This window comes from Arthrobacter livingstonensis (genome assembly GCF_003219815.1).
Taxonomy (GTDB): domain Bacteria; phylum Actinomycetota; class Actinomycetes; order Actinomycetales; family Micrococcaceae; genus Specibacter; species Specibacter livingstonensis.
In genome coordinates this window covers 53,453-77,617 of sequence record NZ_QJVD01000014.1, presented here as the reverse complement: position 1 = coordinate 77,617, position 24,165 = coordinate 53,453, and the positions used below count along the sequence as shown (strand labels likewise).

Genomic DNA, 24,165 nt, shown 5'->3' with positions numbered 1-24,165 from the left:
CCGCATGTTACCGGGCATCTTGGTGCCGGACGCTGCCAGGAGATAATTTGACCAAGTGCCAATTTCTGAAAACAAAGCAACCACAACCACCACCTCCACCCCCCTCTCGGTAGTCATTCGTTCGGCCAAAGACGTCGCAGCCGCACTGTCCTACCAGCAGGGACCGCAAAAGGGCGCGTTCGCCGTCGTCATTTTGGCGCTTGGCGGAATCTTCATGGACGCCTACGACTTTTCGTCGCTGGCATTCGGGATCACCCAGATTAAGGTGGAGTTCGGCCTGACCGGTTTCATGACCGGTCTGGTTAACGCCGCAATCTTTATCGGTGCTGTGATTGGCGCCCTCGGCGGCGGCTACCTGGTGGACCGCTTTGGCCGGTACCGCCTGTTCATGGCGGACATGGTGTTCTTCGTGATTGCCGCAATTGGTTGCGCACTGTCCCCCAACGTTGAAACCCTGATCTTCTTCCGCATCATTATGGGAATCGGCGTGGGCCTTGACCTTCCGGTGGCCATGGCCTTCCTGGCGGAATTCTCCCGCCTCCGCGGCAAGGGGAACCGCACACAGCGGGTGAATTCGTGGTCGCCGGCCTGGTATGCGGCCACCGGAATCGGCTACGTCATAGTGCTGATCCTGTTCCTGGGCCTGCCGGCCGCCCAGTACGACCACCTGTGGCGCTACGTGGTGGGCTTCGGCGCAGTTCCCGCCGTCGTGGTGCTGCTGGTGCGGCGCAAGTACCTGGCCGAGTCCCCGCAGTGGCTGGCCAATCAGGGCGACCTGGTGGGCGCCGTCGACATCCTGCGCACCAAATACAACGTTGCTGCCGTGCTTGCGCCCAAGCAGGAATGGGATCTGGCGGTGCCGCCCAAGGCATCGGCAAAGTCCTTCGCTGTGCTGTTCTCCCCGCGCTACCGTATCCGCACCATCGCCGCCCTCTGCGTGAGTGTGTTTTCCACCTTTGGCTACAACGCGGTGGCCTACGGCACGCCGCTGATCATCTCAAACCTGTTCCATCAGGGGCCGCTGGTGACCATCATTTCCGCATTGGTCATCAACTTCGGCTTTGGTGTCGGTGGCGGCCTGCTGGGTGTGGCCCTGGTGTCGGGTTGGGGCTCAAGGAAGCTGGCATTGATTGGCTTCGCCGTGCAATCTGCCTCGCTGCTGGTGCTGGCCTTGCTGGGCATCCCCAGCAGCGCCCTGGTGATCTTCGCCGTCATGATGCTGGCGGTGTTCATTTTCTTCCAGGCCATGGGACCGGGCGCACAGCTGATGTCCTACTCGACGCTCAGCTACCCAACGTCGCTGCGCGGAGTGGGCGTGGGCTTTAACCAGGCCGTCCAGCGGTCATTCTCCATCGTTTCCCTGATCGCGTTCCCCATCCTGGCCACCACCATGGGCACCAATGTGTTCTGGGTGATCGCCATGGCGCCCCTCCTGGGCACCCTGGCCATTGCCTTGATCAAGTGGGACCCCACCGGCAAGGACGTCGACGCCGAAGACAACTACGAGGTAGTCTCCGCCTGAGCCCCCAGGCGTTGCGGTACCTCGCCACCGGGCCGCGGCAGCACCGTGACGGCAGGCGCAACTGCCGCCCGGGCTGGGCAGCGCAGTGACGGCAGGCGCAACTGCCACCCGGGCCGCGGCAGCACCGTGACGGCAGGCGCAACTGCCACCCGGGCCGCGGCAGCACCGTGACGGCAGGTGCAACTGCCACCCGGGCCGCGGCAGCACCGTGACGGCAGGTGCGACTGCCAGAGCACTTCAATGGAACAGCGGCAAGCCTTGTCGCCGCGACTGCCGGGTTCGGCAGCCCGGAAGGTCGCGACTGCCGGGGCTGGCAACCATTATGCCTGTGGAGCTGGTGTTAGCTCCCAAAAGGCCGATGTAACTACCGGTCCAGCAGCTAAGACCAGCACCAACGTCGAAGACCAGCACCAACGTGGTCTGGCGGGCCTCTCCTGCACGACCGCCCGGCGATAATGGCCGCCCGGACGGGCAGGAGACCCCAACTATCCTCACCTCATATCCCTAAGCAGCTTGTGCCCCGGCTGCCCTGTCATAGGCGGCCAGAATTCTGGCCCTGACCTGGTCGGGGTTGCCCAGGTGTTTCCATTTGAGGCGGACAAATGTCCACCCTTGTTCCATCAGCGCACTTTCGCGTTCGCGCTCCTTGATCAAGGCCTCAGCGGTGGGTTCATAGTCGAAGTATTTGGTGTTGCCGTCGAACTCCACGATGAGTTTTACCTCACGCCAGGCAAAGTCCGGCCGGTATTCGCGGCCGTCAACGATCAGTTTGATCTGCAGCTCGGGTCGCGGAATGGGCAGATCGATCATGATCAGGCGCGTTCGGGTTTCTCCCGCCGATTCGGACAGCGCGTTCAAGGCATGCACCACCCGGCCGGCCCGCTTGGTTCCCTTCCGTCCCTGCATTGCCAGCAGTGCGGCATTCAGCTCCCCCATTGTCAGGCCACGGTGCAGTGCGGAATCGCCTATGACAACAGCCTGTGCGAACGGCGCGTCCACGGCACAGTCCAGAACCGTGCGGGATAAGCTACTTAAGTTCGCGGTGCCGACGCCGGAAAAGTGCCTGCGGACCACATCGCCAGCAGGAATCTCAAGGCTGTGGACTTTCACGTCACCGGCCGTTTTGCCTGGCGATGACCTGTACCGGACGTTTACGTGGATGTCCAGTGAGCAGTCCCAAACGTGCAAACCGTGAAGCCTGGCAGCGCTGAAGCACGTGTAGACAAGTGATCCCCGGGAAGCGGCAATGTGCGCAGCAAGGTTGATCTTGGCCTGCTGCCACGGAGGCTTTTCTGTCCACCTGTTACGCGGAATGTAGACTCCCCGTCGCAACCGGACCAGGAGGCCCAGCCGGACACCGTCCGAGACGAACTTTGGTCCCAGGCCCGCTGCCTGCAGCTGCCCCGCCGTGGCCACGAAACGATCCCGCGGCCAGAGGCTGCGAAAGGTCGTCTCAACAATCGACTTGTCCATGCCTATGAGTCTGGAAGGGATTCCGATCAGGTTCAAGGGGCTTGCCCCCGATTGTGGATAACGTGCCCCTTACAGGCCCTTGCAGCACCCACGTGTGCTGGTGTTCGCTTCCGGATCGGTACTTCCATCCTGTGTTTTTGTCACTAAGACCAGCACACGTGTAAGTCACTGCCAAGCCACTGCTAAGCCACTGCTAAGCCACTGTGGATGACACAGCCGGTACCCAAAACAGGGCGTCCCGGGACATCCACAGGCAGCCGGCCACCTCGCCGCCGATGCTACAGCCGGGCGTTGCGGGGACGGGGCTGGCAGACGGGACAACTGTAGGAGGACCGGTTCATGAAGGTGTCCCGGCGGATCTTTGTGGACAGTCCCGCGGCCGCGCAGCGAGGGCATGGCTCCCCTTCGCGCCCGTAGGCGTTCAGGGACCGGGAGAAGTATCCCGAGGCGCCGTTGACGTTGACGTACAGCGAATCAAAACTGGTGCCGCCGGCGTCGAGTGCCCGGGACATGACATCGTGGGCTGCGTGGACGACCCGCTCGGTGTCGGAACGGCGCAAGGTGTCCGTGGGCCGGGCATAGTGCATCTTCGCTGTCCATAGCGCTTCATCCGCATAGATGTTGCCGATGCCGGAGACCAGGCCCTGATCCAGCAGGGCACGCTTCAGTCCGGTCTTTCGGGCACGCAGCTTCTGGTGAAGTGCCTCCACGGAGAAGTTGGGGTCCAGCGGGTCGCGGCCAATGTGCGCAGCCTCGTCCGGGATCAACGACCAGCCGCCCCCACCAGCTGCGGGCACCATCCCGCAACCGCCGGGCAGCCCGTCGCGGGTGGGCGCCAGCGAGGTGACGAACAGTCCGCCAAAAATCCTTTGGTCCACGAAACGCAGTTCCTCGGGGGCGTCGGCACGCTGGGAAAAAGTCAGCCGGATTTTCAAATGTTTTTCGTGTGGCTGTTCCGGCGATTCAACCAGCAGCTGACCGCTCATGCCAAGGTGCGCAACAAGCGCAGTATGTGGCGGCGAAGGGGGCACCGAGCCGCCGGACGGCGAATCGCTTAGCGGCATCCACAGGAACTTGCCGCGCCGCACCACGTCCAGGACGGTGGTGCCGAGCAGATTGCCGCGGAAGTCCTCAACCCCCAGGTAGTGGCGGCGGATGGACCGGGGATCGGCAACGGAAACCCCCGTGATGGTCCGCCCCGCGACCCAGCGTTCAAGGCCGCGACGGACCACTTCAACTTCCGGAAGTTCAGGCATCTTTCACGGAAGGGAATCCCGCAGCAACGTCCGCAACCGGGGACGACGCGGAAGAGGACGGAGAAGCGAAGGGGGTCCCGGCGTCGTGCTTGGGCACGGAGGCACTGGCGGTGGGGGCACTACGGACGGAAGCATTAGCGGCATTAGGCACCGAAGCACTGGAGGCACCAGGCAAGGAGGCCCCGGGCGCGGAGACACTGCCGCCGGTAGTGGCGGGACGGGCAAAGCGCTCCTGCAAAACGGTCCATCCGGCGGCGGCGGCGGAACGCTCGGCTTCCTTCTTCGAGGGGCCGGTACCGGTGCCGTAGTGGTGGCCGCCGATCAGGAGCCGTGCCGAGAACGACCGGTCGTGGTCGGGGCCGGTGCCGGTGATGTCATAAACAATTGAGCCCAGCCGGCGGGCGGCCGAGACTTCCTGGATGCTAGTTTTCCAGTCGGTTCCCTCTCCGAGGGCTTCGGCGTCGGCCAGCAGCGGCCCGACCAGGCGCATCACCAGTTCGCGGGCAGCCTCGATCCCGTTGCTCAGGTAGGTGGCGCCGATCAGGGATTCCATGGTGTCGGCCAGGATCGAGGCCTTGTTGCGGCCCTTGGTGAGGCGTTCGCCCTGGCCGAGGTAGATGAATTCGCCGACGCCCAGGGAGCGGGCGATCCCGGCGAGGGCGCGGGTGGAGACCACGGCCGAGCGGCGCTTGGCCAGCTCGCCCTCGGGCAGCCCGGGGTTGTCGCGGTACAGCGCGTCAGTGACGGAGAAGCCCAGGATCGAGTCGCCGAGGAACTCCATGCGTTCGTTGGTGGGGATGCCGCCGTTCTCATACGCGTAGGAACGGTGTGTCAGGGCAAGACGAAGCGTCCCGGCATCAATAGTGACACCGAGACGCTTCAACAGCAGTTTGTGCCCGTCCTCAAGCTTCGGGGGTTCCGCAACTGAGGACATGAGCAGCTCCTGCAAAAATTGTTAACCAGTGAACGACCAGCCGGATGGCTGAACGGACGATTTAGACTTCAGCAACCTTACGGCCCTTGTATTCCAGGAACAGGGCGGTACCGGCAGAGTCGGTAACGACCTTGGCCTGGTGCGGCAGGCTGTAAACAACTTCGCCATTTTCAATGGTCTTTACCAGAGCAGGCGCGGTGGCCTTCCACTGGGAACGGCGTGCGCGCGTATTGGCACGGGACATCTTCCGCTTCGGAACAGCCACGGCAAACTCTTTTCTCTCGATAACTCACAGGCACGTGCCCACAAGTAAAACTTATTTGCTAGTTTTCTTCGCCGGTTAAGCCCTGTAGGGCAGCCCACCGAGGATCCAGGACCTCGTGGTGGTGCCCCGGCTCATCCGCGAGGTGTATTCCACATTCGGAACACAGACCCTCGCAGTCTTCCCGGCACACCGGCTGGAACGGCAGGGCAGTTACCACTGCGTCCCGCAACACCGGTTCAAGATCGATAGAATCGTGCTCGACCCAACGTTGCTGATCTTCTTCTTGTTCAAGGAAGTCCGCAGGCGGTTCCTCGTAGAAGAAAAGTTCTTGCACATCAACTTCAAGTTCATCCTCGAAGGTCTCCAGGCAGCGGGAGCATTCGCCGGTCACTTCGACCAGCACACTGCCCGACACCAGAATTCCTTCATGGACGGCCTCAAAACGGAGTTCCAGATCCAGGTCGGTTCCGGGCGTCACCTTGATGAGCGGAGTACCAAATTCCTCTGGCACGGGAATACGTTCGTTGAAAATCCGCATGCTGCCCGGGCTTCGCCCAAGCTCCCTGACACCAACGGTGAGGGGCGTGCCGTGGTTGGACTTGTTGCCCAACGTGGTTGCGCTAATGAGAACTCCTGAATGAACATACGACCGACGCACCATCTTAGCCCGAATACTCACGGGCATCAAAACGGGCGGTTACCAAAGCCATTTCGGCCTTGTTCAGTCTACGGCAGGCAATGGTGGTGAGTCGAACCGCCCGGGCCGTGCCGTCCGTGATGTGACTCTCATGAGACTCTCATGAAGTACGACGCCGGACGGCCGGGTTGCGCTGCGCGGCGGCGATTGCGGTGGCTTCCGCCGCCGGGCCCGTCCTGTTCTGCGCAGTATTCGCACTGACGCGTGCGCACAACACCGACCTGCGCCACGGCCGCCACGGCCTGAGCGCACGACAGGACAGAACACGGCGGAGGCTACAGGCTCGGCGGGACCATGGGCACGGGACGCGTGTCCGGGCCAACGTCGCCCTGCAGGCGGCGCAAAACCGCCCGGGGGACAAAGTCGGACACATCCCCGCCCAGGGAGTGTACTTCCTTGATGAGCGTGGAGGACAGGTGCAGGTAGCGGCTGTCGCCGGGCAGGAAAACCGTCTCCACGCCGGAGAGCTGGCGGTTCATGGTCGCCATGGGCAACTCGTAGTCAAAGTCGGAGGAGGAGCGCAGCCCCTTCACTATGGCGGAAACGCCGCGAGCGTGGCAGTAGTCGGACAGCAGTCCCTCCCCCATGGGCTCCACCACAATCCCGGACAGCGCCGAAAACGTGGTCCGGGCCATGTCCAGGCGCTCGTTCAGTGTGAAGCGGTAACTCTTGGCATAGTTCGTCGAAACGGCCACAATCACCTCATCAAAAAGTGCGGTGGCTCGAGCAATGACTTCAATGTGACCCTTGTGGATCGGGTCAAACGATCCGGGGCATACAGCGCGTCGCATAGGGATGAATCTATCGGAAGAAAGGCGCCACGACGCTCAGTTTTGCCGCATGTCCCCCCATTACGTGCCGTACCGGCCGGTAGCGGCCGCCAACGGGCGGACCCGCTCCGGAACCGCGCCACGGTGCCCCAAGCAACGGCCACGATGCCAGCCTCCGAAAACCTGCGTGGCCATCGAGCCGGGTAACGTATTGAAGGAACAGCCTGAACCATCTTCACGGGCTCCAACAGCTAAGGATCAGCAAATGAGCACGCCATGGCAGCGCACCGCGGACGGCGCCAACCTGTTGGGCCCCGACGGTTCCCTGGCGGTGACCATCTTTGAGGAAATCACCACACTGGCCGGCCGCCACAATGCCATCAACCTCGGCCAGGGATTCCCCGACGAGGACGGCCCTGCGGAGCTGAACCGCATTGCCCGGGAAGCCATCGCCAACGGACACAACCAGTACGCGCCCGGCAAGGGCATCCCCGAACTGCGCGCCGCCGTCGCCGAACACCAGCAGCGCTTTTACGGGCTCACCCCGGATCCCGAGACGGAAATCGTCATCACCACCGGCGCCACGGAAGCCATCGCCTCCGCCGTCCTGTCACTGACTTGTCCGGGCGACGAGGTGCTCACCTTCGAGCCGTTCTACGATTCCTACGGCGCCATGATCGGGCTCAGCGGCGCCAAGCACACCACCGCGGCACTGCTGGCCCCGGACTTCATGCCGGACCTCGCCACGCTGGAAAACAGTTTCAGCCCGCGCACCGCGATGGTCATCATCAACAACCCGCACAACCCCACGGGTGCCGTGTTCCCTGTGGAGGTACTCAGCGAAGTGGTGCGCCTGGCCATCAAGTACGACGCCGTGATCGTCACCGACGAAGTGTACGAGCACCTGACGTTTGGTCCCCGGCACATACCCGTGGCAACACTGCCCGGTGCAGCGGACCGTACGCTGACCATTTCCTCGGCCGGGAAGACGTTTTCGTTTACCGGCTGGAAGATTGGCTGGCTGTCCGGACCCGCGGAACTGGTGGCCGCGGCCCGCACGGTCAAGCAGTTCCTCACGTATTCCTCGGGCACGCCGTTCCAGACGGCCATCGCCGCCGGGCTGCGCATGGACGGTAGCTTCTTCACGGAAGCCGCAGCCACGCTCCAGCGCAAGCGTGACATCCTCAGCGAAGGACTGCGTGCCGCCGGCCTGGACGTGCTCAGCTCCCAGGGCACGTACTTCATCAACGCCGACACGGCCAAGCTCGGCATCACCGACGCCACGGCCCTGGCCCGCCGGCTCCCGGAGCTCATCGGCGTCGCGGCCATCCCCGTACCCGTCTTTTGCCACCCTGATGGCGCCCGGCGCACCCGCTCCCTGCTGCGCTTCGCGTTTTGCAAGAAGGAGACGCTGCTCGAGCAGGCCGCGGGACGGCTGGCCACGCTCAAGGACAGGCTGTAATGTCCCTGGCCAGCCGCTACCTGCGCACCGGCGGAGTCCACGCCACCATCGAGCCGGACCCGTGGCACGACGACGCCTTTGTGCTCAGCATCGACAGTGCCGAACAGTCGCAGGTCAACCTGGCCCACCCGGAGGACGTGTTTTACGAATACCTGCGACGGATCGCGAATGCCGTGGATTTGGTCAAGCCGGCGGGCGAGCCCATCACCGCCCTGCATCTGGGAGCCGGGGCGCTGACCTTGGCCCGCTACATCCAGGCCACCCGGCCCGGCTCCGTCCAGCACGCCGTGGAGCTGGAGCGCGAACTGCTCGACTTTGTGCTCGAGCAGCTGCCCCTGCCCGCCGGAACGGAGCTCACCAGCCACGTGGGCGACGCCCGCGAAGTGCTCGGCGGGCTTCCCGCGGACCTTAAGTTCGACGTCGTCATTCTGGACATTTTCAGTGGACCGGACGCGCCGGCCCACCTGGCGTGCACGGATTTCTACCGCGAGGCCGCCGCAGTGCTGATGCCCGGCGGCGTGCTGGCCGTCAACGTGGGCGACGAACCGGGCTTTTCCCTGGTGCGCAGCCAGACGAGGGCGCTGCGCGGGGCCATGGCCGGAGTTGCCGCGTACGGCACCACGAACCTTTTCACGCGGCGCTACGCCGGCAACATCATTCTGCTGGGCCGGGCCGAGGGCTGGCCGGAGGAGTGGTCGGCGGCGCTAGTGGCGGCCGGTCCGCACCCGGCCACGGTGCAAAGCAGCGTGGAGCTGGACGAGCTCGCCGGACACTGACTTAAACGGCCGCGGGGCCGGCATTTTTGTAGGCGACGTAAAGGAGACACCTAAGGCCGCCCGCGGCCGTGGTCTCGGATAGTCGCCGGAAAATGCCGGATCGCAGCCGAACAATGACCTGCCGGACTACCCGTCTTCCCGCAGGAACTCCGGCAGCTGTTCAACGTAGACGGTCTGCGGCGGTTCGAAGTACATCACCAGGACCCTTTCCCCGACGGGATAAACGCTGGAGTCGTCGTAGGGATGGGCGTGGAAGGCGCTGCTTCCGCCCTGAAACGGAACCATCACCTCGCCCACCGTCCCGGGTCCTACCAGGCCCGAGACCCGGCCGATCCGTCCAGTCAGGCTCCTGTTCATGTCCCTACGGTTGGGGCGGCTGCCGGCCATCGGGCTTGCCCTTCTTCAGCGATTCGGTCAGGGCCGGCAGGTAGCTGCCCACCTGGGCCAGGATCCCGCCCACCATCTCGTTGATGCCGTCGCCGCCGTTGAGCACCGTCAGCTGGCCCACATGGCCAAAGGGTTCGGCCGCGGCGGCAACAATGGCTGGCATGTTTTCCGCCAGCTGCTGGGAGATCACCGCTTCCTGGTTCGTGCCCAGTGCAACCGCGCGGGCCTTGATGCCGTCGGCCTCGGCCAAGGCCTTGGCCTTAATGGCCGACGCCGCCGCGTCGCCACGTGCCTTCGTCGCGGCCGCCTCGGCCTCGCCGGTGATCCTGGTGGCGCCGGCCATGGCTGCGGCGGCCGTCGCATTGGCTTGGGCCTCAACTTCCGTCTTCCTGGCCCGGGCCTCGGCTGCGCTGATGTCCGCCGCCTTCTGGGCCTCGGCCTCCGTGCGTTGGGCATAGGCCTTGGCGTCGGCAGGCTTGCGGACGCTTGTCTGCAGCTTTTGTTCCTCCCGGTCGGCTTCCAGCTTGGCCACCTCCGTCTCCTGCACCACCACCTGTTGGCGTGCCGTGGCGTCGGCCAGCGGGCCTGCCTGCGCCGCGTTTGCCCGGGCACGTTCGGCGTTGGCCTGGGCGGCGGACTGCTTGATGGCGGACAAGCTTTGGGCGTCGGCGATCAATGCCGCGGCTTCCGCTTCCTTTTCCGAGGCCTCACGGTTCCTCGTGGCCTCGGCAACCCGGGCCTCCATGACGACCTGGGCAATGTGCGGCTTGGCCAGGTTTTGGATGTACCCCGTGGGGTCCTCCAGATCCTTGATCTGCAGCGAGTCGACCACGAGCCCCAGCTTCTCCATTTCAATGCCGCTGGCACTGCGCACCTGGGAGGCGAGCTTGTCCCGCTCCCGGATGATCTCCTCCACCGTCATGCTGCCAATGATGGAGCGCAGATGGCCCTCAAAGACGTTGTACACCTGGCTTTCCATCTTGGTCTGCTGCCCCAGGAAGCGACGGGCCGCATTGGCGATGAACGGCGTCGAATCCCCGATCTTGAAGATCACCACGCCCTGGACCACCACCTGGATGCCCTGCGAGGTAACGCAGTTGACCTGCAGCTCGGTTTCGTTCAGCGTCAGTGACAGGGCGCGTACGGTCTGCAGCCCCGGGAACACAAACGCACCCTTGCCGGTGACGATCTTGAAATCCATGCCATCCGCGGTGGCGGGCCGGCCACGGGTAAGGCCGGAAATGATGAGCGCCTCGTTTGGTTCGGCCACCTGCCACATCATTTTCACGGCCACCCGCACCAACCCCAGGACTATCACCACTGCCACGATGATGGCGATGAGGGGAAGGAAGGCGTATAGGAATTGCATGACAATGCCCTTTTCACGGGGCCAGGCATCGTCCGGACGGCTGGCCGTGGACCGTGGGGATTGCCCCCTCCGGCCCGGAAATGAAGTTGGGGTTGCACACGGTGTTCCGGTATCCGGTGGGATGCCAGGCGCCGCGTCAACAGGCTCGACGCCGGCAACGGGGCCGGCGTCGGGAACGGGACCATGTACCTGAGCGAATCAGGTTCTTTTGCTGTCTGCAAGGCTACGCTCGGATGCTTGGAATTGCCCCACTGCCCGCCGTGAGAACGATGCCGCAAGTGTGCCCACATAGGGGAGCCGCCATCGCCGGCCGGGGGATCCCGGTAGACTTGGACCGGGTCCGTTCCGACGGGCCGAACCATACCCCGCATTCCTGGAGCCTAAATGACACCGTCCCCCAATGCCCCCCTGTCACCCGACGAACCGAAGCGCACAGGCCAGGCCCGTCGGATGAAGCGGACACCGGAGGGACTGCCGGCGCGCAAGAGGCTGGTTGCCGCCGCCGTGGCCGGGGCGGTTGTCGCCACCGCCGCAGTTTCACTTGTTGTGGCGGGCATGCCGATGTTGAACAATTTTATTGGTTCGTCCACCGCCGGGAAGACCACAGAGGCTCCCATCGTCATCAGCACCCCTGCCACGCCGTCCGTGTTCCCCACCTTCAAGAAGGCGGACTACGTTCAGCCTGACGTGCCGGCGACGGCAACTGAGGCTGTGAAGGCGACCACCATCAAGGTTGGCTCGGACACCACCGGCAAGGTCATGCCGGAGGGCCTGGCGGGGCTCTCCATGGACACCGATCATCTGGTGGACATGCACATGGACCCGGCGTTATCGAACTTTGCCGAAATCCTGAAGATGTCAGGCGATCCGGTGATCCGCTTTGGTGCCCAGGCCGTAGACCGCAGGTTCTTCTGGACGTCCACAGATGAGCCCATCCCAAACTGGGAGGTCGTACCCGCGTACTCCAATGACAAGCGCAAGGTTATCAAGATTACGCCGGACACTCTGAAAAATCTCAAGAATCTCCTGGACCAAGGCAACGCGCGGGTTCTCATGGCGGTGGACATGGGCCATTATGACCCGGCCCGTGCAGCCGATTTTGCCAAATGGGCCCATAAGATCTTGGGCAACCGCATGGTGGGCATCAGTCTTGGCAACGAGCCCAACGGCTACAACCGCGTCGCGTATAAGTATCTGGCCCTGCGCCCGGCTGACTACACCTTTGACGATTGGGCGACGGAAGTCCGTGCCTACTCCGCTGCAATCGCCAAGACCGCCCCCGGTGTAAAGGTCGTAGGCCCACAGGCCTACAGCGAAGTCTGGTGGAAGGGATATGCCGGATTGGACCTGCCCAACGAAGGCGCCCTGACGTTCCACAACTACCCGCTGTCCACCTGCGACGCCCCGGCCAACTCCGACCAGGCCCGCACCATAACGAACGCACTTTCCCGCCAACTCAGCGACTACAGTGCAAACTACGCGGCATCTGCGGTAAAGGCAGCGGCGGGCCACGACATTCCGGTGTGGAATTCCGAAACCAACATTTCAACGTGCTTTGGCAGCAATGAGATCCTCAAGACCCATGCTTCCGCGATGTGGACCATCAATTTCGCCATGCGTTCGGCAACGGAGGGTGTGACCCAACTAAACTTCCACGGCGGGCTGGAGGCGTGTAAGGGCGGAGCCCCAGGGTCCCCTTTGTGTGACAGCGGCCCGTACAACAAGCCCAACGGCACTCTGACCATGCGCCCGCAGTACTACGGCATCATGATGGTGAACAAGCTGGGCTCCGGGGACTTCCTGCGCTCGGAAGTTGCCGGCAACGAAAACATCTATGCCTATCCCGTCAAGCACAAGGACGGCACCATGGGTGTCATGGTGGTCAATCAGAACGACCCGGCCAAGCAGGCCCCGGCCAAGATCACCCTGACGCTTCCGCGCCAGGCCGCCACGGGCACCATGACCCAGCTTGCCGGCCCGGAACTCAACGCTCAGGACCAGACCCGCATCGACGGCCAGGAGTCCTCCGGCGTGGCTCTGGCCAAGCAGGCGAAAATCCCCGGCTTCAAGGCGGGCGAACAAACCCTGACCGTCAAGCTGAACTCCGGCACGGCCAGCATCCTGAACTTCACGTTCTAGGCACTGTCCCCAACAGCCCCGCTTCGGCGCCCCACTGGGGAGCCGACGCGGGGCTGTTCTTTGTTCCCGGTCCATGTTCTCGACGGCATGGGCAATGCTGCACCGGTTCCGATCGGCGCTGGTGTGACCGGGTGGCGATCCCGGGCACACCTCTGGCACGTTCCCGCAGCATGTGTTGATAGCGGTGGGCCCGGGGCAATAAAAACAGTCCGTTCAAATGCATATACCCGTGGCCACCCGTCTCGAACCTGGACGCGGCGACCGTCCGGTGACATGACGTTGGAACTGGTGTTAGCCGTTGGACCGGTAGTTACAACGACGCTTTAGTGGCTAACACCAGTTGAACCGTGTTTGTCGGGGCCAACGCCGGTTCAAATGACTACCTGTCTGCCCTGGTGGTCGATCACCGGCAGTGAAACTTGACCCGCGCCGTTGGGGATGCCCGAAAAGTGGCTAGCCACCGGCAGCTTCACTCCCCGCCGGTCCCTCCCCCGCGGGCTCGGCAAACCACAACCGCGTTTCGCCGTATTTCTTCTCCGCCAACAGCTCCAGTGTCACCGGCCATGTGGGCTCGGGCGTGCGGGCGGAGCGTTCCACCACCACCACGGCGTAGGGGCTGAGCCGGGGGCCCAGCAGCTCCAGCACCAGCGAAAGCTCAGGCTCGGTCAGCGGGTATGGCGGATCCATGAAGACCAGGTCCCATTGGTCCACGCCCGCCTCGGCCACGCGGCCCAGGAACGATTCCACCCGGGAGCGCTGCACCGAAACAACCTTGCCGCCGCGCACCTTGTTCACGAGCTCGGCATTGCGTTGGCACACGCCTGCGGCCTTTTCGTTGAATTCCACCAGCTCCACGGACTTGGCGCCGCGGCTGGCGCTTTCCACCCCGAGGGAGCCGGATCCGGCATACAGGTCCAGCACCCGGACATCGGACAGCATGTTCATGGATTCCAGCCGCGAGAACAACGCCTCCTTCACCCTGTCCGTGGTGGGCCGCGTGCCGTCCCCCGGCACCGACACCAGCGGCGTCCCGCCGGCGGAACCGGCAACGATCCGGCTCACGGGCGGATCCCAATTGCAACGGCGGGTCTGCTAGCCACGTTCAAGGAAGGCCTCATTTTGTTCGGTCACGTAGGTATCAATTTCAAGCTTTAGTGCCGGATGGGATTTCAATTCCGGATCCGCATTGACGATCTCCGTGGCATCCGCACGGGCTCGCTCAATGAGTGCCTCGTCGCGCAGCACGCTGAGCATGCGCAGTCCGGAGCGCCCGCCCGATTGGCGGGCCCCGAGGATGTCGCCCTCGCGCCGTTGTTCCAGGTCCGCGCGCGCCAGCACAAAGCCGTCGGTCGTAGCCGCCACGGCCTCCAGCCGCTTCCGGCTCGGGTGCCCCCGCTCCAGGCCGGTCACCAGCAGGCATGTGCCCGGGTGCCCGCCGCGGCCCACGCGCCCGCGCAACTGGTGAAGCTGTGACATCCCAAACCGGTCCGCGTCGAGGATCACCATCAGCGTGGCATTGTGGACGTCCATGCCCACCTCGATGACGGTGGTGGCCACCAGCACGTCGATGCCGCCGGCGGCGAATTCCGCCATGGTGCCCTGCTTGTCCATGGAATCCAGACGTCCGTGCAGAGCCTCGATGCGCGTGCCCGCCAGTGCGGGAAGCGTGCGCAATTGCTGTACGACGTCGAGTACCCCGGCCATGGCGCGCTCGTCACCGGAGCTTGGCCCTGGATCCCGCCCGGCCCGACCGCCGGGGAGCGCCTGGGGGTCGACCACCGAGCCGTCGTCGTCGCCGATCTTGGGGCACACCACATAGACCTGACGCCCATTGTCAATCTCCTCGCGCGAGCGGGCCCAGATCCGCGATTCCCAGCCGGGGTGGTCGGCCAGCGGCGCCACATGGGTGGTGATCGGGGCCCGGCCCAGGGGCAGCTCCGTCAGCTCGGACACCTCCAGATCGCCGAACACGGTCATGGCCACGGTGCGGGGAATGGGGGTGGCCGTCATGACCAACAAGTGCGGGGGCTTCTCCGCCTTGGCGCGCAGGGCGTCGCGCTGCTCGACGCCGAAGCGGTGCTGTTCGTCCACCACGATCAGGCCCAGATCCGCGAACTGGACGTTGTCGGAAAGCAGCGCGTGCGTGCCGATCACGATGCCGGCCTCGCCGGAGGCGGCGGCCAGCAGGGCTTTTTTCCGGGCCGCGGCCGGCATGGACCCCGTCAGCAGCACCACGGAGGTGGCATGCGGACCGCCCAGCAGCGGGCCTTCGCCCAGGTTGCCCAGCAGGGCCAGGATGGAGTGTAGGTGCTGGGCGGCGAGCACCTCGGTGGGGGCCAGGAACGCGGCCTGGCCGCCGGCGTCGACCACCTGGAGCATGGCACGCAGGGCCACCACGGTCTTGCCGGAGCCCACCTCGCCCTGCAGCAGGCGGTGCATGGGATGGCCGGCGGCAATTTCGCCTGCCACGAGGTCACAGATCTGCTGCTGCCCGGCTGTGAGCGTGTAGGGCAGCTGGGCGTCGAAGGAGTCCAGCAGGGCACCGTGGCGCAGCGCCCGCCCGGTGGCGTTCTGATGCAGCGCCTCGAACCGCTTTTGGGCAAGCGCCGTTTGCAGTGCCAGCGCCTCCTGGTAGCGGAAGCGCTGCTGGGCCCGCGGCCAGTCGTCCATGGACGACGGCAGGTGGATCTGTTCGTACGCTTCCCACAGCGGCATGAGCTTTTCCCGGCCCGCATACAGGGGCGGAACCGGGTCCGGGACCTTCTCCAGGTCCAGGGCCGGCAGCAGGGTGGTGATGACGTTCTGCGTCTTCCAGCTCGGGAACTTGGCGGTGGCCGGGTAGACGGGGACAGGCTTGACGGCCTGGATCTCGGCCTCGTGCTCGGCCAGGGGATCGTCCGGCAGCAGCACATAGTCCGGGTTGGTCAGCGACTTGTGCCCGCCGTACAACGTGACACGGCCGGAAAACATGGCCAGCACGCCCTGCCGCAGCTCCTTTTGCGCCGTCCAGCCATTGAAGAAGCTGATCTTCAGTGTTGAGGGGCGCCCGGTGTTGTCCGTAATGACGACGTCGCTGATGGTCCCCCGGCGCCTTTGCATGTGGCGGGTGGACAGGGCAACCACCCGAGCCAGAATGGTCACCTCCTCCTCCAGCGGCAGGTTGTCCAGGTCCGTCAACTCGCCGCGGGCCAGGTAACGACGCGGGAATTGGTGGAGCATCTGCCCCACCGTGGTGATGTCCAGGTGCTTCAAGACGGACTTTGCCGTGGCGGCGCCCACCAGACGGGAAAGGTCCAGTGCCAGGTCGGGATATTCCCTGGCCCGGGGCGGCTGCGGCTCGTCGGGGACGCCGCCGATTCCGCCCGCGCCACCGACGCCGCTGCCGGTCCCGTCGGCACCATGGCCGGCGCCGCCGTCGAACGCGTCAAAGTCGAAGGGCAGCCCGTCAGAGGAGGTCATGGGCGTCCACGGCTGCGTTGGGGCTCAGTGCGGAGATGCTGACGTTGCTGGGATCACCCACGGCCTGGATGGCGTCGAGCGCGGTGGCCGGGCACGGGACGTGGACATGCAGCCGCCACGGGTACGCGCCGGTGTCGTCGGCCTGCTCGGAAACGGCGCTCATGATCACGGAGTCGCCCAGCTCGTCCAGCTGCATGCGCAGTCCGGCGGCCGCCAGCGGCGAGAGGTTGATGGTGCACATGACCTCCACTCCCACCTGCTCGGGCATGTCCAGGGCAATGTTGGGGTCCTGGACCCTGTAGCCGGAGAGCCCGTCCAGCAGGTCCTCTTGCAGGGGCTCCCCCACCACCACCGAGCGCAGGCAGTCCAGGATCAGCAGCAGGCCCACCCCGCCGGCGTCCACAACATGGGCGTCGGCCAGCACGCCGAGCTGGGATTCGGTCAGCACCACTGCCTCCCGGGCCGCCGCCACGGCCCCGTCGAGGGTTTCGGCCAACGCATGGTTGGAGTCGTCGCCGTTGAGCGCCGATTCGACCTCGGCGGCCCCGTGCGCCGCGGCCTCCAGCACGGAAAGCATGGTGCCGGGCATGGGTTCACTCAGTGCGCTCCAGGACCGCAGCTGGGCGCGGTGCAGGGCGGCGGCCAGCAACGGCCCGTTCAGCCGCTGCTGCCCCGCAAGTGGCTCGGCCATGGCGCTGAGAAACACGGAGAACAAGGTCCCGGAATTGCCGCGGGCCTGTTCCATCGCGGCACGGCCGGCGGCGGCAATGGTGGTGCCGACGTCGGACGGGTCGAGTTCGGCCAGTGCCTGGGAGGCGGACCGGACGGTGAGGTAGAGGTTGGTCCCGGTGTCGGCGTCGGCCACCGGGTAGATGTTGATGGCGTTGAGCCTGTCGCTGTGATTGGCGAGCGTTTGTTCCGCCATGGCCAGCCATCGGCGAATTACGGGGGCAGTTGCGGCAATCTTAGACTGCAAAATGATCCCATCCCACAGCGCCGTCCACGACGCTTTTGAAGTTCCGTCCGTCGATGGACACCGCCGGTTGGCTGGCATCTGCGGACACTACCGAGCCTATCGCAACGAACCCTTGAGGAAGCGCAGTGTTGGCTGGGAATGTGGATAACAGTCCGTGGTCCTCCCCGCCGGTGAGCACCCATTGCAACGGATCCGCGCCCAGTGCCTGCGCACATTCGGCCAGCTTTTCCGCCATTTTTCCCATCACGACGCCGGACAGGTCCAGGCGGGTGCCGCTGGCCGCGGCCAGGCGCCCTGCGTCGCGCAGCAGGCCGTCGGAAATATCCATCATGGCCGTGGCCCCGGCACGCGCCGCGGCGGGACCCGCGGCCAGCGGCGGCTGCGGCCGGTTGAAGAGGCTGACCGCCCGTTGCATTGACTCCGTATGGCGTTCCGGACCGAGGGTGCTTTCCTGCAACGCCCAGCCGGCGGCCGAGCGTCCAAGGTTGCCGCACACGGCGACCTTGTCTCCGGCCTGGGCGCCGCTGCGCAGCACGGGATCCCGCCCTTCCAGCGAACCGGTGACCGCGACGGTCACCACGATTTCAGAGCCGCCGGACAGGTCCCCCCCGGCGACCGAACATTGCCCGGCCCCAAGCGCAGCGATTGCGGCACCCAGGCCCTCGGCCAGCCCCTCAACCCAGGCCACCGGCGTCGTGCCCGGCAGTGTCAGGCTGACCACCATGGCGGTGGCCACGGCGCCCATGGCGTTGATGTCGCTGAGGTTTTGCGCGGCGGCCTTCCAGCCGACATCGAAGCCGGTTGTGGCGTAGCCGTTGGGCCAGGTGAGGCGGAAATCCCTGTCCTGGACCTGGGTGTCGATGGAGATGACCGTGCGGCCGTCGGGGGCGGCGATGATGGCGGAGTCGTCGCCGGGGCCCAGCAGCGTGGACGTACCGGTGGGCAGACGCGGGAAAATGCGCGCCAGCAGGCCGGATTCGGAGAGTTGGTCCACGGTGAGGGTCATGATTTAACCGTACCGGGTGGGTGTGACAGGGAAGGTCATCCCTGGGGTGGATATGCAGGTGCCTGCATGACTGCTGCCGCGCGGTAGGTGAGTGCGAGTTTGTTATTACAGCTGGCCAGCCCGCGCGGGCACCTGGTCAAGGAAAATCGACTTTGCCGCCCCTGGTGGTTGGGCACACTGTCCGCGGCACGGTCGGACGAGCCCTACCCAGGAATGACCCACTCATTTGTGATGAGTGGGTCATTCGCGAACTGCCCAATTGGCGGGCTACCTCCAGCCCTGCCAGACCAATTCAAGTTGGCCTTCGATGCTGAAACCTCCGACGAGTGCGCCTGACCCCGACAACGTACCCCAGTAGGCTCCGCCGGTCGAGTAGAAGCTGATATTCACTTCAGATATTCCGGCCCCACCGCCGCTGGAAGTGAACTTGCAAAAGCCCTTTCTGACCTTGCCGATCGGACTGTCCTCGTCGTGAAAATCCTTGGACAGGCAAATCTTGTTTGGGTCCAGGACAAATGACCCTAGGGTCACACAGGTACCTGTTGCCCACGCTCCTGTCAAACGAACCCGGCTCCTTCCAGGACGCCTGGTCCCTGGATGGCGACGCGCGGCAGGCCGGGGTGGCCCCTGTCCGGGGGGGGCAGGATTCGGGACGGCAGCCGCAAAGGCCCTGGCCGCCCATGTGCTTGAACGGATCAAGGCGCCGGTGACCTTGACGATCGTGCGCAGCTCCGGCCTAGGGACAAAGACCCCAGGGGTTGCCCGGACCAACCTTGAAATCCTGGTCCAACCCGCAACCGGCATCACGGACGGCCAGTGGCGGGTGGAGGGCAATAAGTTCGTCTGCTTCGACCTCCCCGATGGGCGGCGCGCCGGCGTCCCGATCGGACTGGGCGATGCCTTCGCAGCCTCCCGGGCCACGGGCATCCCGCACGTGAGCACCTACGCCACGACCACGATGACCCCCTGCTGGCCCGCATTGCGCTTCCCATCGCCCGCTGATTCATCCACTCAAGCAGACTCAGCGCGTGGCCGGCGCTCCGCGCAGAAAGCACGTCCAGCCAAAGGGGCCCAGGGAACATCCAACTGTGGATGCGTGCGGCCAACCCGCAGGGGCAGACGGCAACCAGCCGCACCCATGGGGATGACGGGAATGAACTGGCAGCACGGATAGCCCTTCTCACGGCCCTGCGGCTTGGGCGCCCCACAACCCCGGGAGTGCTCGCCCCTGGTGAACTGATCGGGACCCAGAAGGTACTTGACCTGCTCGGCATCCGGGTCACCTACCTCTGAGAAAAAGGCTCCCGGCGCGGCTCGGAACGCCAGGCACGTGGGGCCGCTGAGGAGTCATTGGCGGCGTCGGGCCGCCCGGGTCCGGGAGCGAAAGGACCCCCGCCAGCGGCCAATCCTGCCGGCACTGCGGAGGATGGAGACCTCAGCCGCCCGCGCCAGGCAGCTGGCGTTCCCCGGCGTCGGCGTCGGGGTCGCGGAGTTCGGCGAGCGCCTGTCCGACGGCGAGTTCGACGTCGTCAGCCAACAGGAAGCGGCGTTGCACGAGCGATTCGGCGGCGCGTCGCAGTTCTCCGACGGTGGGTGCCTGCCGCGACGGGCGAGGGATCCGGCTGCCGAGCATGTCGTACAGGACGTCGGGCAGGCCGTCGATGTGCCGCCGCGGGTTCCAGCCTGTATAGGAAGCGATGCCAGTCTCCACCGCCGGGAGGCGGATGCCCGCCCGTTCATTACCGGTTGCGTCGACGGCCGAGACCAAGGCAAGCTGCGGTGCGCCGAACTCGATCGGCCAGGGGGCAGACCCCGGGTCGAGATCGGGCGTGTAGGGAAGGACATCCAGGTCGGGGACCGCCGCCGGGGCGAATGCCTTGAGCACTGTTTCGCGGGTGACCGCGGTCCCGTCCGAGATCCTCGGCACCGAACTCGGCTCGGGCCGGACCCCGTTGAGCGCCCACTGGACCAGCTGCTCCAGCAGGGCCCGGTGGATCGGCAGCGGGTTGAGTTCGTGTGGCGGGTTGGCCAGGGGCATCATGGCCTTGATGGCAGGCGCTGAGCCGATGTGGTCCGTGCCGCTGAGCAGGTGCACGCGGACGTCCGGGTCCTCGGGGAGGTCCGCGCCGGTCACGGGGTCCTGGTGGACCAGGGCACCGTCGCCGCGCCAGTACTCCCAGGCGCTGTTGGTGAGCATGACCTTGGGCACGGCGCCGCGTGAGCGCTGGCGTGCAAGCAAGGACGCCGAGTCGTACGGTGGGCCGTATTCGGGCATCATCGGGGCCAGGAGTCCGGGCTGGGCGTAGCGGCGGTTGAACTCCCCGCGCCGGGCACTGGCGATGTCGGCAAATACGCCATCGAACACCTTGCGGCCTTCTTCATCCACGTTGAGCCCCTGAAACAGGAATTCTCGAAGCAGGCGCCCGGACTGCGAAATGCCATGGGCCAGGACTCCCCCGTGGTCCCGCCGGAGGTGGGCGCCCATGTCACGCAGCGCAAGAAGTCCGACACCGGCCACCGGCGCATGCGTGGAGCGGTAGATGAGCTCGTACCAGTGCGAGGGCCGGAACCCGCCGCGCAGTGCCACCCTTGTGGGCGAGGTGAAGGACCACTCGGACCGTGGAACCAACTTGCCCGGGCCCATCTGTGCCACCCGGACCCTCAGGGTGGCGTTTGGGTCGTCGACGTCGGCCGCGGGGTAGCAGGCGAAGTCGACGCCGGGCATCCCCAGGCCGCCGGGGACACTGTCCCCAATCCGACGCTCGTTGACCGGCGCCTCAATCCTGAAGTCGGCGCGAAGCTGGCCCGGCGCAACGTCGAGGACCGGTGCATCGATGCCGATCAGGCCGGCGGGGACGTCCCACTGCCAGCCGGGAAGGGCCACGGTCCAGCCCCTCGCCAAGAGGTATGCGTCCCCGGCCGACGGCGGCGTTCCGGCCCCGCCGGGGATGGCGTCGACACTGAACGGCAGCTGGGTGAAGCCCCGGTTGGGCACGGACAGCAACGCCCGGCCGTTCCCGCCGGCGCGCGGGCGGAGGATGACTACGTCGCCCGTGAATCGGACCTTCCCGTCCGCGCCGGTGGGGACGAGCGAAAGGTCGGTGATGCGGGAGGTGCCGGGATCCAAAGGGTCAACGGCGTATGAGGCCGTCGCAGTGCTCCATTCATACGCACCGTCACCAAAGGTCTCCACCCGGTGCGTTTCAAGCCGCTCGATCATGGGTCCGTCTTTCGCTGTCCGGTTCCGCCGTTCAGAAGACCGGCCAGACCTTCCCTCAGTATCGCCGCAGCCTATTCCGCGAGGCAAGGGCCCGGTGCGGCCTTTCCCGGCCCGGGCGCCGTTGCACCACGGCCCAATGCCCTGACATGCTGGTGCCAATGACTAATATCGAGCACTATCTTCGAGCCTATGACGAACAACTCCGGACCGATGCGGAGACGCCCAGCGCGTTAAGCGTCACGATTTTAGGTCCGCTGCGGCTGGTGACCTTTGCCGGTGGCCGCGGTTTCATCACCTATCGGGATCTGGCTGGTGCCAATGCTTCCGAAATCGCCAGAATGGTAGTGGACGCCCTGGCCCGTTTCAGTGCGGACCAGGCCATCACCGAAATCGAATGGAAAACCCGCGGCCACGACCACGCGCCGGGCCTCCATGAGGCGTTGGTGGCGAATGGATTTGTGGCCGGTGAAACGGAATCCATCATGGTGGGCCCACTGGAGGGCCTGTGCGCGGACGTTCCCCTGCCCGACGGCGTGACGCTGCGCAAGGTGACATCCGACGCCGATGTGCGGACCATGAGCGCCATGGCGGACCAGGCTTTTGGCGAGTCTGTGAGTACGCGCACCGCGGGTGCCTTGATCGCACGTCTGTCCCGCGACGACGGCATGGAACTGTGGGTGGCGGAGTTGGACGGCCGCATGGTCAGCGCCGGCCGGCTGGAACCGGTGCCAGGCACGGACTTTGTGGGGATCTGGGGCGGCTCCACCCTGGAGGAGTTCCGCGGCCGCGGCATCTACCGGGCGCTGACGGCGGAGCGGGCGCGTTCGGCGCTGGCCATGGGCAGGAAGTATGTCCACAGCGACTCCACGGAATTCTCCCGCCCCATCCTGGAACGGTCCGGGCTCGTCAAGGTCTCCACCACCACGCCGTATGAATGGAAGCACTGACGCACGTCGTCGGCGACCGCAGCCGCCAGAACCGCCAACGGCGTGCCAAGCTGGCGGGGGCGTATGAAAATTCACACGCCGCCGCCATCATTGCACGCCGTCACCGCGTGAGACGGGGTTACAGGGCATGGGCGAGCGGGGCGAAGAACTTCCGCAACTCTGTGAACACCTGCCCAGGTGTCCCGGCCGGGCCGGGTCCGACGCCGGACAGCCCGGCATAGGCGTGTTCCTCGCCGTGGGGCGGCAGCGGCTGCGGGTTGAGGTCCGCCACCCCGTCTTCGCGGGGCCACTCGACGTCGCCGGTGGCCGTGCGGGCCGGAATGAGCCAGTAGTCGCCCGTCCGGTAGTCGCCCGGCGCTCCGCCGTCCGCGCCTTGGAAATACACCTGCACGCCATCCTCAAGGTCCAGCCACTGCGGCGCCCCGGCGGCAGATTCGACTACGGCCACCGCCCCGCCGGACGCGGGGTCGCCGTCGTGGTCCCAGCGGCGCAGGTACGGGTGCAGCCGGGGATCCAGGCCCGTTGCGGGGTCCGCGAGCCCTTCCAGCACCACGCTGAAGTCGTCGCGGTCGATCGAATGGACGCGCAGCAGTGGCGCGGCGGCATGCCGGAGCGTGGAGTTGTCATCAACAAGTTCCACCCAGCCGCCCACCACCAGGCCCAGGTCGGTGTCCCGGCCCAGTGTGGTCAGCGTGACCGCAGTGGTGTTGGAGACCGTGTCCACGGCGGGTGATCCGGCCAGCGGCATGGTCACCGAGCCGTTGTCCCGCGACCACTTGAAGGTTGCTCCCGATCCCGGGGCGCCGGCCGGGCCGGGGGCGTGGATTTCCACACGGTACAGCTGGTTTTCCAGGCCCCGGTAGCGGGCCGCCGGATCCACCGAACAGGGGTCGTTGTTCGTGGCGGGCGGCTCGGCCTGCGCGGCCAGCAACGGCACGGCACGCACAAAGTGCCCCGCCACATCCGTTCCGCCGTCGGCCAGCCCGCCGGGCAGCGCACGCACCTGCCAGGTGAGCTGGGCCCGGGTGGCGGTGTCCGGCCCGCCAAGGGCCGGTTCCAGGAGGCCGGGATCCTCCACGGCGTTGATGTGCCGCTCCCAGACGTCGAGGTAGATGGTGTAGTTGGGCAGATCGGCCAGGCTGTCCGTGGTGGTCGCGTCGTCGAACGGGTAGCCGGGCTGCTCGCTGTACAGCAGGGCGGCCGGGTTTTGGCACACGGCCCCGTTGACGTAGTAGCGTCCGGCTCCGATCAAAAAGTCCCCCGGCACCAGCTTCTTGCCCAGCGGCTTCGCGACGGCCTGGTCCGTGATGACGGCAAAGCCGGCGTTGTCCCGCGGCCCTCCCTCCGGGCCAATCACATCGCGCGCCAGGAGCCGCTGGTAGTGCACGCCGATGGCTGCCTGCTCGTTGAAGTCGGCATCGAGGTGGACACGCCCCTGTTGCAGGAGGACGCGGGTGTAATGGTTGCGCGGATCAAAGGTGTCCCGGCTGAAGTCGCCCTTCATGAT

20 protein-coding genes and 1 pseudogene are annotated in these 24,165 nt (G+C 65.6%); 6 read left to right on the top strand and 15 right to left on the bottom strand.

Going from position 1 to position 24,165, the window contains the following annotated elements; translation table 11 throughout:
* Nucleotides 1-55 precede the first annotated feature (55 nt).
* Nucleotides 56-1,522 (top strand): MFS transporter, encoded by a 1,467-nt coding sequence (locus CVV68_RS13570; protein WP_245933531.1) that lies wholly within the window; start codon nucleotides 56-58, stop codon nucleotides 1,520-1,522.
* A 504-nt stretch (nucleotides 1,523-2,026) separates the two neighbouring features.
* Here CVV68_RS13570 and CVV68_RS13565 read toward each other — a convergent pair.
* The 6 genes and pseudogenes from CVV68_RS13565 to coaD form a co-directional block, all read right to left on the bottom strand.
* Nucleotides 2,027-2,995, bottom strand: coding sequence for an endonuclease domain-containing protein (locus tag CVV68_RS13565; RefSeq protein ID WP_110501546.1), 969 nt, complete (start codon nucleotides 2,993-2,995; stop codon nucleotides 2,027-2,029).
* A 278-nt stretch (nucleotides 2,996-3,273) separates the two neighbouring features.
* On the bottom strand, nucleotides 3,274-4,251 hold the full coding sequence (gene mutM / locus CVV68_RS13560; RefSeq protein ID WP_110501545.1) for a bifunctional DNA-formamidopyrimidine glycosylase/DNA-(apurinic or apyrimidinic site) lyase: 978 nt from the start codon (nucleotides 4,249-4,251) through the stop codon (nucleotides 3,274-3,276).
* A gap of 187 nt (nucleotides 4,252-4,438) precedes the next feature.
* Nucleotides 4,439-5,185 (bottom strand): annotated as a pseudogene (rnc, locus tag CVV68_RS13555) (ribonuclease III); the annotation flags it as partial.
* Nucleotides 5,186-5,246: 61 nt separating this feature from the next.
* Nucleotides 5,247-5,450, bottom strand: coding sequence for a 50S ribosomal protein L32 (gene rpmF, locus CVV68_RS13550; RefSeq protein WP_110501543.1), 204 nt, complete (start codon nucleotides 5,448-5,450; stop codon nucleotides 5,247-5,249).
* A gap of 58 nt (nucleotides 5,451-5,508) precedes the next feature.
* The gene (locus CVV68_RS13545; RefSeq protein ID WP_245933530.1) at nucleotides 5,509-5,988 is read right to left on the bottom strand and encodes a YceD family protein; all 480 of its coding nucleotides are present in this window, start codon (nucleotides 5,986-5,988) and stop codon (nucleotides 5,509-5,511) included.
* Nucleotides 5,989-6,422: 434 nt separating this feature from the next.
* Nucleotides 6,423-6,938 (bottom strand): pantetheine-phosphate adenylyltransferase, encoded by a 516-nt coding sequence (gene coaD, locus CVV68_RS13540; RefSeq protein ID WP_110501542.1) that lies wholly within the window; start codon nucleotides 6,936-6,938, stop codon nucleotides 6,423-6,425.
* Between the two features lie 244 nt (nucleotides 6,939-7,182).
* Here coaD and CVV68_RS13535 point away from each other — a divergent pair, with 244 nt between their 5' ends.
* Together CVV68_RS13535 and CVV68_RS13530 are read left to right on the top strand one after the other, a co-directional pair.
* A complete protein-coding gene (locus tag CVV68_RS13535; protein ID WP_110501541.1) occupies nucleotides 7,183-8,379 on the top strand; it encodes an aminotransferase class I/II-fold pyridoxal phosphate-dependent enzyme in 1,197 nt (398 codons plus the stop codon).
* On the top strand, nucleotides 8,379-9,155 hold the full coding sequence (locus CVV68_RS13530; protein WP_170133172.1) for a spermidine synthase: 777 nt from the start codon (nucleotides 8,379-8,381) through the stop codon (nucleotides 9,153-9,155). Before CVV68_RS13535 ends, CVV68_RS13530 begins: the two co-directional genes overlap by 1 nt.
* Nucleotides 9,156-9,281: 126 nt before the next feature.
* Here the strand turns inward: CVV68_RS13530 and CVV68_RS13525 are convergent, their stop codons facing one another.
* Both CVV68_RS13525 and CVV68_RS13520 read right to left on the bottom strand, forming a co-directional pair.
* Nucleotides 9,282-9,512 (bottom strand): NfeD C-terminal domain-containing protein, encoded by a 231-nt coding sequence (locus tag CVV68_RS13525; protein WP_245933529.1) that lies wholly within the window; start codon nucleotides 9,510-9,512, stop codon nucleotides 9,282-9,284.
* Nucleotides 9,513-9,516: 4 nt separating this feature from the next.
* Nucleotides 9,517-10,911, bottom strand: coding sequence for an SPFH domain-containing protein (locus CVV68_RS13520; protein WP_110501539.1), 1,395 nt, complete (start codon nucleotides 10,909-10,911; stop codon nucleotides 9,517-9,519).
* A 450-nt stretch (nucleotides 10,912-11,361) separates the two neighbouring features.
* Here CVV68_RS13520 and CVV68_RS13515 point away from each other — a divergent pair, with 450 nt between their 5' ends.
* Nucleotides 11,362-13,050 (top strand): hypothetical protein, encoded by a 1,689-nt coding sequence (locus tag CVV68_RS13515; protein WP_146238900.1) that lies wholly within the window; start codon nucleotides 11,362-11,364, stop codon nucleotides 13,048-13,050.
* 453 nt (nucleotides 13,051-13,503) lie between these two features.
* On the opposite strand, the gene rsmD is transcribed toward CVV68_RS13515, so the two are convergent.
* The 5 genes from rsmD to CVV68_RS23905 all read right to left on the bottom strand — a co-directional run bounded on the left by rsmD (nucleotide 13,504) and on the right by CVV68_RS23905 (nucleotide 19,425).
* On the bottom strand, nucleotides 13,504-14,112 hold the full coding sequence (rsmD, locus tag CVV68_RS13510; RefSeq protein ID WP_110501537.1) for a 16S rRNA (guanine(966)-N(2))-methyltransferase RsmD: 609 nt from the start codon (nucleotides 14,110-14,112) through the stop codon (nucleotides 13,504-13,506).
* A 30-nt stretch (nucleotides 14,113-14,142) separates the two neighbouring features.
* Nucleotides 14,143-16,509 carry an ATP-dependent DNA helicase RecG gene (locus tag CVV68_RS13505; protein WP_110501536.1) on the bottom strand — a complete coding sequence of 789 codons (2,367 nt, stop codon included), beginning with the start codon at nucleotides 16,507-16,509 and terminating at the stop codon, nucleotides 14,143-14,145.
* On the bottom strand, nucleotides 16,496-17,452 hold the full coding sequence (locus CVV68_RS13500; protein WP_110501585.1) for a DAK2 domain-containing protein: 957 nt from the start codon (nucleotides 17,450-17,452) through the stop codon (nucleotides 16,496-16,498). Before CVV68_RS13500 ends, CVV68_RS13505 begins: the two co-directional genes overlap by 14 nt.
* Before the next feature lie 22 nt (nucleotides 17,453-17,474).
* Entirely contained in the window at nucleotides 17,475-18,491 is a 1,017-nt protein-coding gene (locus CVV68_RS13495; RefSeq protein ID WP_110501535.1) for a thiamine-phosphate kinase, read from the bottom strand.
* A gap of 736 nt (nucleotides 18,492-19,227) precedes the next feature.
* Complete coding sequence (locus CVV68_RS23905; protein ID WP_146238899.1) at nucleotides 19,228-19,425, bottom strand: hypothetical protein; 198 nt, start codon at nucleotides 19,423-19,425, stop codon at nucleotides 19,228-19,230.
* A gap of 158 nt (nucleotides 19,426-19,583) precedes the next feature.
* On the opposite strand from CVV68_RS23905, the gene CVV68_RS13485 reads away from it, so the two are divergent.
* The gene (locus CVV68_RS13485) at nucleotides 19,584-19,784 is read left to right on the top strand and encodes a hypothetical protein (protein ID WP_110501533.1); all 201 of its coding nucleotides are present in this window, start codon (nucleotides 19,584-19,586) and stop codon (nucleotides 19,782-19,784) included.
* Nucleotides 19,785-19,926: 142 nt separating this feature from the next.
* Here CVV68_RS13485 and CVV68_RS13480 read toward each other — a convergent pair whose 3' ends face one another.
* Nucleotides 19,927-21,711, bottom strand: coding sequence for an alpha/beta hydrolase domain-containing protein (locus CVV68_RS13480; RefSeq protein ID WP_110501532.1), 1,785 nt, complete (start codon nucleotides 21,709-21,711; stop codon nucleotides 19,927-19,929).
* A gap of 158 nt (nucleotides 21,712-21,869) precedes the next feature.
* On the opposite strand from CVV68_RS13480, the gene CVV68_RS13475 reads away from it, so the two are divergent.
* Complete coding sequence (locus CVV68_RS13475) at nucleotides 21,870-22,658, top strand: GNAT family N-acetyltransferase (RefSeq protein WP_110501584.1); 789 nt, start codon at nucleotides 21,870-21,872, stop codon at nucleotides 22,656-22,658.
* A gap of 118 nt (nucleotides 22,659-22,776) precedes the next feature.
* Here the strand turns inward: CVV68_RS13475 and CVV68_RS13470 are convergent, their stop codons facing one another.
* The gene (locus CVV68_RS13470) at nucleotides 22,777-24,162 is read right to left on the bottom strand and encodes a DUF6519 domain-containing protein (RefSeq protein ID WP_110501531.1); all 1,386 of its coding nucleotides are present in this window, start codon (nucleotides 24,160-24,162) and stop codon (nucleotides 22,777-22,779) included.
* Nucleotides 24,163-24,165 lie beyond the last annotated feature (3 nt).